Annotated in this window: 11 protein-coding genes and 1 pseudogene; 8 read left to right on the top strand and 4 right to left on the bottom strand. The window is 42.9% G+C overall.

Features of this window, described 5'->3' with window-relative positions; translation table 11 throughout:
- Positions 1 to 152: 152 nt before the first annotated feature.
- Positions 153 to 5,009, bottom strand: a complete 4,857-nt coding sequence (locus MHH56_RS32525; protein WP_339205684.1) for an S-layer homology domain-containing protein — start codon at positions 5,007 to 5,009, stop codon at positions 153 to 155.
- A gap of 408 nt (positions 5,010 to 5,417) precedes the next feature.
- Here MHH56_RS32525 and MHH56_RS32520 point away from each other — a divergent pair, with 408 nt between their 5' ends.
- From MHH56_RS32520 to MHH56_RS32510, 3 genes are all read left to right on the top strand, one after another.
- Positions 5,418 to 6,275, top strand: a complete 858-nt coding sequence (locus MHH56_RS32520) for a class II fructose-bisphosphate aldolase (RefSeq protein WP_054025684.1) — start codon at positions 5,418 to 5,420, stop codon at positions 6,273 to 6,275.
- 182 nt (positions 6,276 to 6,457) lie between these two features.
- Complete coding sequence (locus MHH56_RS32515; RefSeq protein WP_339205681.1) at positions 6,458 to 7,678, top strand: amino acid deaminase/aldolase; 1,221 nt, start codon at positions 6,458 to 6,460, stop codon at positions 7,676 to 7,678.
- Entirely contained in the window at positions 7,666 to 8,988 is a 1,323-nt protein-coding gene (locus MHH56_RS32510; RefSeq protein ID WP_339205679.1) for a D-arabinono-1,4-lactone oxidase, read from the top strand. The genes MHH56_RS32515 and MHH56_RS32510 overlap by 13 nt, the downstream gene beginning before the upstream one ends.
- Here the strand turns inward: MHH56_RS32510 and MHH56_RS32505 are convergent.
- The gene (locus tag MHH56_RS32505; RefSeq protein WP_339205678.1) at positions 8,972 to 9,892 is read right to left on the bottom strand and encodes a LysR family transcriptional regulator; all 921 of its coding nucleotides are present in this window, start codon (positions 9,890 to 9,892) and stop codon (positions 8,972 to 8,974) included. The genes MHH56_RS32510 and MHH56_RS32505 overlap by 17 nt on opposite strands.
- 198 nt (positions 9,893 to 10,090) lie before the next feature.
- Between MHH56_RS32505 and MHH56_RS32500 the strand changes: the two genes are divergently transcribed.
- Positions 10,091 to 10,834, top strand: coding sequence for an SDR family oxidoreductase (locus MHH56_RS32500; protein WP_339205676.1), 744 nt, complete (start codon positions 10,091 to 10,093; stop codon positions 10,832 to 10,834).
- A gap of 9 nt (positions 10,835 to 10,843) precedes the next feature.
- Positions 10,844 to 11,054: pseudogene (locus MHH56_RS32495) on the top strand (SDR family oxidoreductase); the annotation flags it as partial.
- A 78-nt stretch (positions 11,055 to 11,132) separates the two neighbouring features.
- Here the strand turns inward: MHH56_RS32495 and MHH56_RS32490 are convergent.
- Positions 11,133 to 11,786, bottom strand: coding sequence for a TetR/AcrR family transcriptional regulator (locus MHH56_RS32490; RefSeq protein ID WP_339205675.1), 654 nt, complete (start codon positions 11,784 to 11,786; stop codon positions 11,133 to 11,135).
- 221 nt (positions 11,787 to 12,007) lie between these two features.
- On the opposite strand from MHH56_RS32490, the gene MHH56_RS32485 reads away from it, so the two are divergent.
- Positions 12,008 to 12,406, top strand: coding sequence for an SDR family NAD(P)-dependent oxidoreductase (locus MHH56_RS32485; protein ID WP_339205674.1), 399 nt, complete (start codon positions 12,008 to 12,010; stop codon positions 12,404 to 12,406).
- Here MHH56_RS32485 and MHH56_RS32480 read toward each other — a convergent pair.
- A complete protein-coding gene (locus tag MHH56_RS32480) occupies positions 12,400 to 13,128 on the bottom strand; it encodes a LysM peptidoglycan-binding domain-containing protein (RefSeq protein WP_339205672.1) in 729 nt (242 codons plus the stop codon). The genes MHH56_RS32485 and MHH56_RS32480 overlap by 7 nt on opposite strands.
- A 351-nt stretch (positions 13,129 to 13,479) precedes the next feature.
- Between MHH56_RS32480 and MHH56_RS32475 the strand changes: the two genes are divergently transcribed.
- Together MHH56_RS32475 and MHH56_RS32470 are read left to right on the top strand one after the other, a co-directional pair.
- Positions 13,480 to 15,432: an ABC transporter ATP-binding protein/permease gene (locus MHH56_RS32475; RefSeq protein WP_339205671.1), complete on the top strand. Its 1,953-nt coding sequence runs from the start codon at positions 13,480 to 13,482 to the stop codon at positions 15,430 to 15,432.
- A complete protein-coding gene (locus MHH56_RS32470) occupies positions 15,429 to 17,243 on the top strand; it encodes an ABC transporter ATP-binding protein/permease (protein WP_339205670.1) in 1,815 nt (604 codons plus the stop codon). Before MHH56_RS32475 ends, MHH56_RS32470 begins: the two co-directional genes overlap by 4 nt.
- The last annotated feature ends 36 nt before the right edge of the window (positions 17,244 to 17,279 follow it).

Here is a 17,279-nt window from a genome sequence, read left to right as displayed (position 1 = left end):
CTTGACTTTGACACGGCTTTACAGTCCTTCATGGTGATTGCGCAGTAAGAGAAAAGCCAAGAAATATGCTAGTTACAACCCAGCATTTTCTTGGCTTTTGAGTATGAATGAATTGTCGAGCTTGAATCCACTTCAATAGCGACAGGATGGTGCTATTGCTTAAATAATAGCTCTTTACCATCCGAAAGATACGTATAATAGTGATCCTTTGAAGCTTCTTCAATATGCTTGAATGCCCAGTGAGCAGAAGTCGCATCCGGCCAAGATGGTGTTGTCACGCCTGTAAGCGGTCCTCTTCCTAGCAAACGGTTCATAATGGTAACTGCTTGCGCACGTGTTACATATTCCTTCAGACCGAACGAGCCATCTTCAAAACCGATCATAACCCCCGCTTTGTTTACAGCGGCAATAGCTGCTGCAGCCCAATGCTGATCAGATACGTCCTCAAATGTGTTCGTGAATGGACCGTTAAGATCAGCATTTAACCATTTGGCCGCAATCATTGCCATTTCGGCTCTCGTTATGCGGTCATTAGGCCGGAAGTTGCCCTGCTTATCGCCAATCATTAATCCAATATCTTGTAGCTGCTCGATGTTAGCTGCGGCCCAGAAGCCTTTTGCAACATCCGGGTAGAGCTTTTGGTATTCATAAACATTAGGTAAATTTTTGTTGCGTGCTAGTAAAGCCGACATCTCCGCTCTCGTGATCGTGTTATTCGGGCGGAATGTGCCATCAGGGAAGCCTTTAATATATGCATTATGATGGCCAGGGTTTGCAATGTTCAGGTCAGTGAAAGACTTCAAAGTGCCTGTGAAGCCGCTGCCCGGCTTATAAGATACGGTTGCTTCATAACCAACGGGAATAGGATTCTTCAGCTGAATAATAACTTGATTGCCATCCATTTTAACGTCTTTTATTTCCACTGCCTTGCCACTAATTTTTACTATAAAGCCTGATGTGTCCACCTTACCGCTGCCATCAACTAGATCAAGAACAATGGTTCCCACTTTTGGATCGATGGTGGTCTTCTTCACTTGCTCCGTCACAGGCTGAGCGGGTATGACGGTGCTTCCACCTGTCGACCGTTCTGTTAACTGAATAACGGAGAAAATGCTAAACTTGTCAATTTCAATCTCTAGCCCAATTGGAGTGTCACCGCTGTACACAACGGCAGGTTTCATTACCACTTTATCTCCATCGCTATGCTCTACAAAGATTCGCAGCGAATCTAAAAAGCTGTCGTAGTTGCTTGCAGGCACGGTGATTCCGTTCTTTGCAAATGGTAAGAACAGTGTTGTTGTGTAATCGCGATAGTTTGTTTCAATTTCCAATGAGGAGCCGATCACTGCGACATCTCGGCTTCCAGCTGCTGCTCTGACAACTGTCTCATTCACAATGCTGGTATTTAATTCCGCTTGATGACCAGCATCTTTTACTGGAATTAAGCGAAAAAACAAGTCAAGATAACGATCTGCCATTCGGTCAATAACATTTGCAGCAATGGATATAGTTGCATATTCTGTACGTATATCCAACGTATTTTGGTTGGTGTTTAACAGTCTTATGGATTGTCCAGGAATTTCGACAGCAATCTCACCTGGTTCGTCTCCTGCAACCTCATCAACTAATACAGTTGATACTCCGTTTTTTGTTCTAAGATCATTAATAAACCTTGCTGCTGCTGCCGGATCAAAAATGGCTTTGTCAATTTTTACTCCGTTTGACAACATAACACGATTAATGCCAACCGGCTCACTCACCTCATTGTCTGAGCCGCCAACAACAGGGACTTGTCGATAATTCTCGATTGTTGTCTTTGTTAGGTTCTCGGCTTTGACAATTAACAGGAATGTGCGGGTTTTCGTTACACCATTTTTAGAAACGGAAGCGGTGAGTATAACACTCTCATCCTTTGCATGACGATGGACAAGTGTCTTGATTGATCCATTCTCAGGCAATGAAATTTCAATTGCACTTGGCTTGTTGGAAGTCCAGGAGATCATCGTTTCATTTGCCCCTGTTGTTACAATGAGTACAGGAAGCGTAACACTCTCCCATGTATCGTTTGCTTGGTAACCGATTTGCAGGGCCCTCAGTGCATCATCAATGGCTTCGTCTGTCGTGAATTCGACCGTTATAAGCAAGGGCTTGCTTTCATATCTGTCTTTTTCCGTTAATGTCACTTGAATTTTGGTTCCAGGCTCAAGGTCAAGTCCTCCGATGACCACGGTTCCCGTCTCTTCTCCGGCATTTACCGCACGTTTCAACTCTGTACCATTCTCGTCGTATACAATAATGGTCGCTCCAGCAGGCACCTCTACTACCTTAACGCTGCCAGTCGACACACTTGCTTTAACATTTGAACTTTCCGGTGAGGCACTATCTATTTTTGCTGTGCTAGAAGTGGAGGGGCTTTCCAGCTTTCCAACTTCTGCAACTGCAACCTTAACTAAGTCTCCCTCACCAAGTACATGCGGGGCTTCAATGTTAACTACAACGGTAGCTATGGACGTATCCGTGTTTGTAACTGTACCAATAACATCGCCGTTTTTGTCATATACGTTGATAGTTGCACCTGGTGGTACGTCTTTAACGGTTACTGCGTTTTTCGTTGCGTTTGTTTCCACATTGTTACTCTCAAGCGGCGCGCTTTCCGTTTTTGCTTCGCTCGATATCGGTTTACTTTCCAGATGACCGTCTTCTGTGATCGTAACTTTTACAATATCGCCTTCAGCAAGCGCGTTTGTAGATTCAATAGTAACGACAACGGCTGTTTTTGATGTGCCTGTATTTGTAGCCTTACCGATAACATCACCGTTCTCGTCGTATACTAGAATGGTTGCACCCGGCGGTACATCCTTGACGGTTACGGTATTGTTTGTTGCGTTCGTTTTAACGTTATTTGTGTCAAGCACGCTGTCCAGCTTCGCTTCGCTAGACACTGGCTCGCTTTCGAGCTTACCTGTCTCTGTAACTGTAACTTTAATGTTGTCTCCTGCCACAAGCGTATGCGGTTCTTTAATTTCAACTACGATATCTGCTTCCGTGCCAGTGTTAGTAGCTGTTCCAATAACCTCGCCGTTCTTGTCATAAACGTTGATGGTTGTACCTGGCGGTACGTCTTTAATCGTTACCGTATTGTTCGTTGCGTTTGTTGAGATCTTTTTCTCGTCCAACGGGTCGCTCTCCAGCTTCGCTATGCTTGTTACTCGTTCGCTTTCTGGCTTGCCGTCTTCTTCTGTAATTGTAACCTCAATGATGTCACCTTCTTGAAGCTTGGTTGGCGGATCAATAGTGACTACCACTTCTATTTCTTCATTGCCGTTGTTAGTCGCTGTACCGATGAGCTCGTCATCGTCACCATACACTTTAACAGTCGAGCCCGGTGGGACGTCTTTAACGGTTACTGTGTTTTTGGGTACATTCGTAGTGATTTTCTCTTTTTCAGGCGCACTGCTCCGTAAAATAGGAGATACTGCTGTTACGTTACTGGCTACTTCACCATTTTTTGCATATGAAATATCAATTTGGCTGGCGCCAGCTAGTATTTCCTTGCCATCGTCGGTCAATGTCAAGCGAACCGTTCCGTTCGTTGCAATTGACGAAGTTGCAATGACTTCATGATTGTCGTCGTATAGGGTTACGGCTACTCCATTCGGAACGCCATTAATCGTCACAATGCCATTAGCCGTATAGGACAACACAATGTTATTTGCCACAGGCGCCTCAGTCATAATCGCTGAGCTGCTCGCAGATGTGCCTCCGTTGCTGGTGATTACAGTAATATTGTTATTACCGGCCTGCAGATGACTTGAATCATCAAAGGTATAAACAAGCACGCCCTCACTATTTGTACTGTACTCGCCATCTACTAATTGATTGTTAACATAAATATCAACCTTTTCATTAGGCAAGTTATCACTTTTGCTAATGCCGTTGACCTTGATATCAATACCCGTCTGTGCTCCAACACCTGTGGAGAATACTTTATTGATTGTAACTGCACTTGGTCCTTGCTTGTAATTTCCGTCGGGTTTTAGTCCTCCGTCAACGTAGGAGTTTTTGAAATACCATGCCAGAATATCATGATGGGAGTTGGCTCCCCCTGTACTCGCGCCAAAACCTACATATACCTCTTTGTTCATAAGGGATGTGCCGACATTACGAGTCAGTGATCTGTTATTCGCATTCGTTCGATTATCACTTGGACCATAAGTTGTAGTTAGACGTCCATTATCGTCATAATCAACCCAAACATGAACGTAAGCATTGCTTGCGGCGTAATCGTACAAACGGAAGTTGGCTCCTTGCAAATTATCAATAACGTCGCCACTGCCCTGTTGATGATGATTGTTGCCATTCATTACAATAGCGACATGATCGGCAGTAGGGCCGGTTGGGTTGGTTGCCGGATGGTATCGATTTGAGAGACTATAAGGGAGATTAGGATCATTGTATTGAATCCCCTTATGAGGTCCGAGGTTTTTCCACGTATCGAACTCTACACCTACGGAGTTTGGAATACCGGCATAGCCTACGCCTTCGCCTACCCCGCCTAGAACAGGAGTCGGATTATCCTGAATAATAAAGGTTAGACCATCAGCGGGTCCCGGGAAGCTTGTATTATTTAACGAAGTGCTTCCATTTAAATGCATGACAAAATAAGTACTAAAGCCGCCGTCAAGCTTAATTTTATTTGTACGAACGACGATGCCGCTTGAATCATTCGTAACCGGCACTACTCTTAATCGTCCGTTCGCTGTTGTGGCGGTGTTATTTCGGCCCGGAATAGCCGGGAAGCTCAGCACTCTGGTCGCATCATTAGATACAACTGCAGTAGGACCGGTATGATTAAAATTTTGCCAGCCGACATAGATTGGCAGCGAGTCCGGCTCGGAGCTCGCCAGCACAGGCGTTATCGGCGCCGCTGTGAGTACCAAAATAAAGGAAATAACAACTAATAAAACCCTTCTAAAAAATGAATCTTTGTGTAGATGATCAACATGCATGATTTTTCCTCCTGGTTGTGGTCATCAAATTGTAAAAATATGCTAATTGGCACAATCCTAATTATACCATCCTGCTCTGTACAAACTCTAAACATCCCTTGCTATGTTGATCAGCACTTGTAAATCATGAATAAAATTACTTTATTGCTTCACTTTATTATTTTCGAGAAAAAAATGATGAAAAACCTATGTGTAAGCGATTGCAGCTGGGAAGTGTTCGTTATTTAGGGGCAAAATAAGTTGATTTATTAAAGGATAAAGATGTACAATAGTTGGGTGATTGATAAAGAAGTACTGGGTATTCAGAATGTTAATGGTCCTGACTATTCATTAGTGACTATTCTCACAATATAATCAGGCATTTACATGATTAAAAATAGTTAGTTAAACTCTAAGGAGGATTTTAATATGGCATTGGTATCAATGAAAGAAATGTTGAACAAAGCGTTAAAAGAAGGCTATGCAGTTGGTCAATACAACATCAACAACTTGGAGTGGACACAAGCCATTCTAGGCGCTGCTCAAGAAGAGCAATCCCCGGTTATCCTTGGCGTTTCTGAAGGCGCAGCTCGTTACATGGGAGGTTTCACAGTTGTAACTGCAATCGTGAAATCACTAATTGAAGAAATGAAAATTACAGTTCCTGTTGCGATCCACTTGGATCACGGTTCCAGCTTTGAAAAATGTAAAGCTGCGATCGATGCTGGATTTACATCCGTTATGATCGATGCTTCACACTCACCATTTGAAGAAAACGTAAAAACGACTCAAGAGGTTGTTGCATACGCGCACGAGCGCGGCGTTTCTGTTGAAGCTGAGCTAGGTACAGTTGGCGGACAAGAAGACGATGTAATAGCTGAAGGCGTTATTTATGCAGATCCTAAGGAGTGCTTCGAGCTAGTACAACGTACTGGTATTGACTGCCTTGCTCCTGCACTTGGTTCCGTTCACGGTCCTTACAAAGGTGAACCAAACCTTGGCTTCAAAGAAATGGAAGAAATTTGCCAAACAATCAAATTGCCACTAGTATTGCATGGCGGCACAGGTATCCCAACTGAGCACATCAAAAGATCCATTTCGCTAGGAACAGCAAAAATCAACGTAAATACAGAAAACCAAATCACATTCACAAAAATCGTTCGTGAAGTGTTGAGCGCAGATTCCGAAGCTTTCGATCCGCGTAAATTCCTTGCTCCAGGTCGCGAAGGAATCAAACAAACCGTTATGGGCAAAATGCGTGAGTTTGGTTCATCCAACAAAGCGTAAGATCATTTTCGAATATACAAAAAAGAGCTGTCTTTCAAACGCCGCTGGCGGGAGAAGGACAGCTCTTTTTTTTGTAATCGGATTTGCGGCAAACGCAAGGCTGCTCACATTCCCGCCAAGCTAAGCGCCAGCAAATAAAAAGGATTTCAATCAGAAACGAGGAATATAATGTAAAAATAAACATGCATAAACAGAATGGAGAATGGCCTATCGAGCTCCCTCACTATGAGCAATATAAAAGGATTTTTGCACAGACAGCGAAGCCTTTTGCTTATGTAAATCTTGATTTATTGGATGCGAATAGCAGAGCCATTGCGGCTGCGGCGGGTGACAAGAAAATTCGTGTCGCAAGTAAATCAATAAGGTCTGTGGAGGTTCTTCGACGTATTCTTCATTCAGACAAAGTGTATCAAGGTATCATGTGTTATACGGCTAGAGAAGCGGCTTTTCTGCTGAGGCATGGCTTTGATGATTTGCTGCTTGGTTATCCCGCTTGGGAGCCGCGCGAAATTTCAATTCTGTTAGAAGCTGCAGCTAGTGGCCGAACGGTTGTATTTATGGTTGATTCCATTCAGCATGTGGAGCATATCGAGCGGCTTGCAGCGGCCACTGGCGTACAGGCAGCCGTTTGTCTGGATATCGATATGTCTGCAAACTATCCAGGACTGCATTTTGGCATATGGAGATCACCGGTTACCTCATGGCCACTGGCTAAGCCGATTGTCGAGAGGATTATGCAATCCAAATGGGTAAGGCTGGACGGCGTAATGGGGTACGAGGCGCAAATTGCTGGGGTAGGGGATCAAGTCTCGGGACAGTGGTTAAAAAATTCATTCATCCGTCAGCTGAAGCGGCATTCAATTCGAGAAGTAGCTGAAAGGCGTGAGGAAGTGCTGCAAGGTATTCACGCGTTAGGCGGGGAACTGCGCTTTGTAAACGCTGGAGGTACTGGGAGTATAAGCAGCTCCAAATTGGAGCAGGGAGTAACGGAGATCACCGTGGGCTCTGGTTTTTATTGTCCTACGCTGTTCGATCAATATGCTGATTTTCAGTATTTTCCTGCTGCTGGATATGCGGTGGAAGTCGTGCGGAAGCCTAGATTAGATATGGTAACCTGCTTGGGCGGGGGTTACACCGCTTCGGGTGCTGTTAGCGCGGAAAAAGCGCCGCAGCCGCATTTGCCTGAAGGCTTAACGTTGATTTCGTTAGAAGGCGCGGGTGAGGTGCAGACGCCGCTTCGTTGTCCGAGCGGTTTGGCTCTCGAGTTAGGAGATCCAATCTTTTTCCGGCATGCGAAAGCTGGGGAATTATGTGAACGGTTTCCGAAGCTGTATGCGATAACGGGGGAAGGCATTGTTGGCGAGTACTTAACCTACCGCGGAGAAGGGGAATGCTTCCTATGAAAGCGAATCGGAAAAGCTGGACAAATTGGTCGGGGTCAGTCACTGCCGCTCCTGAGCTTATTCGGCATCCGAAGACGATAGATGAAGTAGTGGCCATCATTCGTCATGAGTGTTTGAATAAAGGCAAATATTTGCGCGTTGTAGGGTCAGCGCACTCTTTTACGGCGGTTGCTGCTTCTGATCAGGTGCTTGTATCGCTTGACGAGCTGCAAGGAGTGGTGAGTGTAAATGCTGATGAGCAGACGGCTGTCGTCTGGGCAGGAACGAAGCTGAAGCGGTTAGGCGAGCTTTTGCATGCAGAAGGACTAGCGCAGGAAAATCTAGGCGATATAGATGTTCAGTCGATTGCAGGTGCGATTAGTACAGGAACTCACGGATCAGGGCTGCGCTTAGGAAGTATAGCTACACAGGTGATTGGCATAACGGTCGTAAACGGCTTAGGAGAAGTAAAGGAATATACGCTGCAGTCACATCCGGCTGTATTTCGAGCATTACAGGTTTCATTAGGCACATTAGGCATTATTGTTCAGATAAAGCTCCGTTTAAGGAGCTCTTATGTACTTTCCTATGAGAGCAAACGTATGGCTTTGACGGACTGCTTGACGCAATTGCCGAAACTTGTAGAGGATAACCGGCATTTTGAGTTTTTTTGGTTTCCCTATGCGGAGACTTGCCAGGTCAAACTGATGAATGAGACAGATGCGCCCATACCTACGAACAAATGGATTGAATATGTAAACGAAAAGCTAATTGAAAACACATTGTTTGGCTTACTATCAGGGCTTTGCAAGATGATCCCCACAGCAAGTGCTGCCATAAGCAGGTTAAGTGCATCAAGTGTACCCGTTACGACGAAAGCGAATTATAGCCATCGCATATTTGCGACAGAAAGAGCCGTCCGTTTTTATGAAATGGAATACAGCTTGCCGAAAGAAGCCATGACGTCGGTCATTCGTGAAATGCGAGAGGCAATGGAACGTGAGCGATTCCATGTTCATTTCCCTATTGAGTGCCGGTATGTGGCGGCTGATGAAATCTGGCTTAGTCCTGCGTATGGCCGCGATTCTGCCTATATAGCAGTCCATATGTATAAAGGCATGCCGTACAAACGTTATTTTGAAGTGATGGAGCAAATCTTTCTTCGGTATGAAGGCAGACCCCACTGGGGTAAAATGCATACGCTCAAAGCTGCCAATTTAATTAAGCGCTATCCGATGTGGCAGGAATTTGCCGAGATAAGAAAGCAAATGGACCCTCATGATTTGTTCATGAGCCCTTATTTGCGGGAGTTGTTTACGACTCAAAATTAGCTTTTACATCCGCTAAATCATGTTTAAGCCGGGTAATAAAGCTCTTTGAGATAGGGGTAGAGTGATGTCCCTCAGGCTGAATAAGGCCTAAATAAACAGCACCTTGGCCTGTTAAATCAAGCTCCAAAATGACCGACTTTTCTCGAATAATGGACAAATCACTCACAAAAGAGTAATCAAGGCCGATGGTTACGGCATGATGATTTAGAAGTGCCCTGCCAATCGAAATCGGGTTGTTTGTCGTAAACAAAATATCCACCGCGCCATATTTGGCTTGAAAGTCATCCATAAACCATTTCACATAATCATCATTATACAAGACGATCGTTTGCTGCATAATTTCCTCTGGCGTAATCGTTTTGTTAAGCGCCAAGGGAGACTGTGTGCTTACTGCAGCGACCATCTTTACACTCATCAAGCGTTCAATGGACAGTCCGATATTGTCAACGAGGCGATTCTCAAACAATATTATAAAACCCAAGTCGGCTCGATTATGCAGAATGTCGTCAATAATTTCCTGAGAGCCCTTCTCGAAAATCTCCATTCGTATTTGCGGATAATCCTTTTTAAAATCCATGATGGCATTCTCAATCAGAAAAGCATGGCCGGGAATGGTGGCGAATCGCAAATGGCCTTGTACAGAATTAGAATAGCCCTGCGTGGTCTCGACTAGCTCTTTGTACTTGTTAAGCACTTCATACACCTTTTTTATAATGACAATTCCTTCGGCTGTCGGTGCTGCTCCTGACCGAGATCGTTTTAGGATGACAACCCCCCATTCCGATTCTAGGCTTGAAATCGCCTGGCTAATAGCCGATACGGTGACATGTAGATTTTGAGCAGCAGCCGAGATCGAGCCCGTCTTTACAACTTCAACAAGATATTCCAGCTTTTCGATATTCATGAATGGCCTATCTCCTTTGTTTTAGTTTTTCTTAAGTATAATTCAATTTGTTTAAATTTATCTTAACTTATATCAGTGATAAGATGAAATCAAGGTACAGATACTCGTACTTATATAGTAAGAGTGAAATTGGCGGATTATGGACAACGTAATCGAGACCGTTTAGGGGCTCGAATCATAAGAAGGAGTGTTGATAACATGAGATTCCAAGATAAAGTTGTTATTGTTACAGGCGGTGCAAGCGGTATTGGCGAAGTAACCGTCCGCTTATTTGCCGAAGAAGGGGCGAAAGTGGTCATTGCGGATTTTTCTGATCATGGGCAGGGCGTTTCCGATCAGTTGAATACAGAAGGCTTTGATACCTTGTTTGTAAAAACGGACGTGTCTAACGAGGACGACGTCATTCATATGGTATCCCAGACGGTAAACAAATATGGCAAACTGGATGTTCTGTTTGCAAACGCAGGTATAGCTAAGGACGGGCCAGCTGATCTATTAAGCTTAGATGCTTGGAATAGAACCATTGATATCAATCTAACAGGTGTATTTCTCTGTGATAAATATGCAATCAAGCAAATGCTTGAACAAGGCACAGGCGGTTCCATCGTAAATTGCGGCTCCATCCATAGCCACGTTGGCAAAGCAAATGTTACCGCTTATGCTTCTGCGAAAGGCGGTGTTAAGCTTTTGACCCAGTCGCTGAGTGCGGACTATGCAACTAAAGGCATTCGAGTCAATGCAATATGCCCAGGATATATTGATACACCGCTCATCGCAGGACGGAATGAAGCGATTACGCAGCATCTTATCGATTTGCATCCGATGAAACGCCTTGGCAAACCTGAAGAAGTCGGTAAAGCCGTTTTGTTCCTTGCCAGCGATGATGCTTCATTTATAACAGGTGCCAGCCTGCTTGTTGATGGCGGCTACACCGCGGTCTAATTCGTATTTCAGTAAATGGACGATTTTAATCGCATGATGAGCATCAATGTCACCAGCGTGTTTCTTGGGATGAAGCATGTTATGCCGCTGATGGCGAAGAAAGGCGGCGGGTCGGTCATCAATGCCTCCTCCGTTGCAGGTCGTTTTTCTGGCATCCGATGAATCATCTTTCTCAACGGGCGCAGAATTCATTCTCGATGGCGGGGCTACTGCGAGATAAATAAAAAAAGTAAGGGCACCCAAGCGCGGGTGCCCTTACTTTTTGTCTAGCCTTAAATAGAGAAAGGAATGGTTTTAATCAACTAGCGTGCCGAAAGAACGTCTGAATTAAATTGGATACCGTCCTGTCATATAATGTTTTCGCCATCGCCTCACTTTGAATATGACCACCTAAGTAAAGGTGGATGACTCCGTGTAATGAAGCCCAAACCACATGAACAACAAGTATCGGGTCTTTTTCGGCAATTAGTTCTAGCTCTATTGCCTCAGCGATCATGTTTATAACTTGTTGCAAAGCAGTTATCGTCGCTTTTAAACTTTCCTCTTCCGGTTTGAATTCGCTAAAAGCTCCGCCAAACATCAACAAATAGTAGCTTGTATAGGATTGTCCAAAACTCCAATAAGCTTCACTCAAGTCACGAAGATATTTCTCTAGGTCTGCTTGTTTTGGCACCGAGTCAAAGGACTTGGCTAACAGCTTGCAGCCTTCCAAAAATAATTGCTTAGCTAAACCTTCTTTGTTATTAAATAAGTTGTAAATGATTTTAGTGGAACATTCCATTTTCTCAGCAACTCGGCGAACCGTAACCGCCTCTGGGCCATGTTCCTGCAAAATACTTGCAGCTGCCTCTACTACGTTTTGTCTTAAATTCTCGGTATGCTGCAGTCTCGTTTCCTGATAGGTTTTAACAGTACGGTTATCTGTGAAAGGCATATCGGAAGGATTGTTCATCTAACTTCACCCTCAGACCTTTAATTTTTTCGAGATATGATGTTTCCTGACATTCATTTTACTATTTTCAATTACATAACACCAACTAAAATGGGTGTCTCGTTAACAACAATCGTGACTTTTGATCAGTAAATTGACATTAAGCGGGTAATTAAAAGCAATGGTTTCATTATGAAACAATGTTTCTATATGAAAACTTAATATCTGAGAGGGTTGAGACAATGATACAAGTACAAAACAAGTGGGCACTGGTTACAGGTGCTTCTTCGGGTATAGGAGAAGCGTTTGCTCATGAATTGGCTGCTAAAGGAAGCCATTTGATCTTAACCGCACGCTCGGAATCTAAGCTCGTTGCTTTAGCTGAGAAACTAAGCAAGAAACATGGCATTCAAACGGAGGTTATCGTCTCAGACCTATCCAAAGAAGGCTCTCCCGTGAAGCTATATCAAGAATGCCTAAAACGTGGACTTAGCATAGATATATTAATTAATAATGCGGGATTTAAAATAAAATGTGTTTTTGGTTATTATTTCATTAAAGTAAAAAAGCACCCAAGCGGGTGCTCTCTCATTTTTAACAACAAAGAAGCTGGCTTATATTCACATTCTGTTAGTTATTGAAATGCATGGGGGAATTGCGTGACGATGCCAGCTGTAAATGCATCCGCCATATCCAGTGCTTGTTTCTCAATTTGATCAAAGGCTTCGATGTCGGATTCATAATTTTTGGATAATCGAAATACGGCTTCATCTTTGGTCATGCGAAGATGCTCATGCAGCATGTTCTCCAAGGCTGGCTTCGGCCAATTGGGGTTGATACTGTTCATAAAGCCAGCGATTTCATCTGCATTGGCATACCATTTCTTTTCTGCTTCCGCAGCTGCTTGATTATTGCCAGCCTTCGCAGCTTTAACGAGCTGTGCAGCCAAAACAAGATGTTCTCTCATTAAACGGTCAAACTGAGAAGCTACCGTATCTCCGTAATAATATTTAAAAACGGCGGCCATGTCTGTGGGATTACGAAGGAGACGCTCGGTAACTAACGCTTCATCAGGCAAGCCTTCCGCAATACTAATAATGAGCATCCTCGTCCAAGCGACGTGTTGCTCCCAGAGCGTCCGGAAAGTTTGGTTTAATTCTACTTCAGCTTTACTTATACATGTATTACTTTGTACGTTACCCCATTTCATTCTAAAAAATGATGTAGGTGTTTGCCTATAGGGGATATAATTCGTCTGCCATGTGTATGGGTTATAAGGATAAGTACCTGGATAAGCAGCATATCTTGAAAAGAGAGAGGGTAGATGCCGTGGTTCTGATAACCAAGGAATCGAATAGTACATAGGTGTTGCCTCCTTAATATAGGTATTCACCTAATAACTATACGTAAAGAAAGTAGTATGCGATTGGGCTATTGATTTTATTTATCACTGTAGACCCTGTACGAATGAGGACAAGGGATACTACATGCTGATTATGGCCTACAAAGTGAACGATAACCTCGTGCAATTCATTTATTTAATGGATAATAAATAAGTCGTTATAAACAGTTGAGCGTCAGCAGATAACCTATGGTGAAACATAGATTATTGCTGACGCTCTTTTTATTGCCTAACCGCCACCTGAATGACACATTGACCCCTTATAGTATAGAAACTGTCATCAATAATAAAGGAAAGATAGGAGAAATAAACATGTATGAAATTCTTAATGTATCCAGATTATTTGGCCAGGAATATGCACTTAAAAATATATCTCTTGAAATCAAGGGTGGGCTTAACTTTATCGTAGGTGCATCAGGAAGCGGGAAAACAACCCTCCTCAAAATATTAGCTGGCTTGGACCAGGATTTTAAAGGGGAGGCTTATTACAAAAAGCAAAATCTAAAAACGCTCAGCCAAAAGGATAAGAGTGAGTATCACAATAAAAAAATCGGGATCGTATGGCAGGAGTTTAACTTGATCGACGATTTATCGGTATTTGATAACATAAAAATGCCTCTCTATTTAAACGATACCATTTCAGGTGAACGAATAACTCAGCTCATGAAGCAGCTTAAAATTAATGAACTCGCAAAGCAGAAGGTCAGAAATCTATCTGGCGGTCAAAAGCAGCGGGTTGCTATAGCAAGAGAGCTTATGAAAAATCCTGAGGTCCTTATTGCAGATGAGCCCACAGCAGCGCTTGACCCGAAATCAGCCAGCGTAATTATTAATATATTGAAGCAAATCGCCAAAACGCGTACAGTCATTATCGTCACACATGATAGCTCGATGCTTGATGATAGCAGCTGTGTTTTTGAGTTTGATAAAGGTGAGCTCGTGTCGGAAACCAAAGTCGAACAAGCTAAGCCAAAACCATCTCCGATGACAGTAAAACCTGCATTATCTGTGAAGCGGACCATGGCAATCTCAATGACCAATATAAAAAGTAAAATAAGCAGATACGCGGTGTTGGTTATTGCCATATTGGTATCGACAAGCTTCCTATTCATGAATACATCAGGCCGGATACAAAACACGAGTCAAAACAGCTTTGATGAATTGTACACTGCGATTGGCGAGGGCCTTTTTGATATTGAGATTGCATCTAAATTTATAAGCGCAGGCAGTTCAAGCGAATCTGATCAAGAGCAAAAGCCGAATGTCGATGTGGATCAGGACATTGCAGGTCTTTATGAAAAATACTTAAATGATGAACGTGTGAAGCATGTGGTATTTGCTCAGGCAGTGAATAATATTAAGGTAGTTTTAGATGGCAAGGAGCACAAAATTGAGGGCTCAAACAATGTCCCTGTATTCAAAAAGCTAATAGCTGGTAAAATGCCTACGGGTGATAATAATGAAGTAGTTGTCTCAAACAGCTTGGCAGATGTTTTAGGCGTTTCCAATAATGATCTCATCGGCAAAACGATTGACCTCCGCGGGACGTTATTTAATTGGGATTCCGGAGAACCAGTTGAAATGCCAGTTGGTACAACTATCAAAATTGTTGGTGTAGCGGATACAACAGCTGTGGTAGAGATGAACGGTGAGATTAAGGAGTATCCAGTAAACGACTCCTTCTTTTTCAGTAAATCATCGGTTATGGAAATGCGCGAACAGGCGAGCATGAAATCTAAAACGTCTAATTTCTCGATGAGAGCAAATAGCGCCGAGGACATGATTTCATTGAAAGACGAGCTGCTGGCGATGGGAATTGTGCCGAATGGCAGATTTGAACTGGTCGAAGATATGGTTCGATTAAATGCTCAGGCGAAAGAACAATCAGGATCAGCTGTCATTGTCATTAGCATTCTGTCTCTAATCGTTTCGCTTGCCATTTCGTTCATGACAGCAGCTATGCGTAAAAGAGAATATGCGATTTTCAAAATAAACGGCTATAGGAATAGCGATCTAACAAAAATGACTTTCGTGGAATACTTGTTTGTTAGCTTAGCGGCATTTGTATTATTTGTGTTGGCCTCTCCACTCATTAACATGGCTATGAATTCAATTACTGGCACGCCGGGTGTTTTGGAAGCAAAATCATATGCTATAGAAGCGGGCCTGATTATCCTCATTGCTTTGTTTTGCAGCTTGATAACAACGATGGTGATTGGGACTGTGAATACATTCAAATCGTTGAAGTCAGGTGACAGAGCATGATTATTTTAGAAGAGGTAACAAAAAAATATGGTGACCAAACTATTTTAAACCGTATAGGATATACGTTTCGGGATACAGGGATTACTTGTATTCTTGGCGCATCAGGCAGTGGAAAAAGTACATTGTTGAACCTGCTCGCAGGGTTTGATATGAATTACAAAGGAAACATCACGGTATGCGATGAGAAAATTACAGAAATGACACCAGCAGAGCTTTGCCAATTCCGACAAAACCATATCGGGTTTATTTTTCAAAGTTACAATTTAATAAGCGGCTATACTGTAATGGAAAATATTTTACTCGCAGCTGAGTTGAATGGGAAATCAGCGCAAGAAAACCGTGATAAGGTATTTGCATTAATCAAAGAGTTAGGCATCGAAACGAAGGCGGAAGAAAAAGTTGAAAATCTATCAGGGGGGCAGAAGCAACGCGTTGCGATTGCGAGAGCACTTGTGAATGATCCACAAATATTATTCGCAGATGAGCCTACTGGAGCACTTGATCGTGAGTTAGCTAATCAAATCATGGATATTTTAAAGGAAGTGGCAAGGGATCGGCTGGTTGTTGTCATTACCCATGATAAAAAGATATGTTCGTGGGCTGATGAAGTTTTGTCTACCCAAAATGGGAAGATACAGGTTATTTCATCACAAGCAATATCAGCAGAACAAACGATAGTCCAAAAGCAAATCAAAGCAAAGCATACGAGTAACCGTGCCCAGGTTTCCATTTGGAAACGTGCTGTTAAAAATTTTAGAGTGCGGCTATTTCGTTATATGGCAGTTAGCTTGGTCATTGCAATAGGAATTGCACTGTTTGTTGTCTCACTCTCATCCAGCAACATTATGAGTCAGTCTATTACTGATTTTAAAGACAAAAACACCGCGTTCAATAATGGATACATCGCGTTAAATGAGAAACAAGATCCATTCAAACTACTAAGCCAGGATCATAGAATTGAAAATGTCTATTATCAATATGTACTCAAGGACGTAGAAATTACCCTAAGTGTAGGGATCGTTAGCTTTAAAGAGAAAATACCCATGCCAAGAGCCACTGAAAATATGTCATATGGCATAATGCCGAGATATGGGGAGAACGAGATTTCAATTACGCCAAGTGTAGGGAGAAAACTTACCGATAATATTCGTGAGCTCATTGGCCAAAAAATAATGCTTAAATATAACGGACACAGTTTCCCTCTCACAATCAGCGGTATCTATAACGCAGGTTATGATGATTTTTTCATCAGCTCCGATGTGGAGCAATCACTTTATGAGCATGAGAGAGGAGAGAAGCCATTCTCAGTTTCTTATGATGTGACAAGTTTTTCGGATATTGTGCCGGTAACAGAGGGTTTGGAAAAACAAAACATAACGACCAAAACGGCTGTGGAGCAAGTCGCTGCTCTGGAGAAAACCTTTAACAGCGTAAAGAAGCTTTTTCTCGCTGTGTCCATTCTTATTTTATCCATCGCACTATTTATTAGTATTGTACTGCTTGCTAAACAAACAAACGCTAGATATCGTGAGATCGGAATTTTAGCAGCTCTCGGCTACAACAAGGGATGGATCAGGGGGATATTAGCTGCTGAAAACATCCTTTTAGCTAGTACATCAACGATTTTCAGTATCGGAATGTTCTTCATCATCAGTTATGTATATAGTCTTTTGCTAGGGGGCGGAATGATCATACAAGCCCTGCAAATGGGGATTACCGTCATTTCAACATTTATCATTATTCTTTTAATGAGTACGATTGTTAGTCAGAAACTAATTGCTGCTGAGCCTGCGGATGCTCTTCGGAAATAAAGGATTACGAAGTAATACTTAGTGATGTTTAAAGGC

This window comes from Paenibacillus sp. FSL K6-3182, assembly GCF_037976325.1.
GTDB lineage: Bacteria > Bacillota > Bacilli > Paenibacillales > Paenibacillaceae > Pristimantibacillus.
The sequence above is the reverse complement of the archived record's forward strand: the minus strand, read 5'-3'. Positions and strand labels throughout refer to the sequence as shown.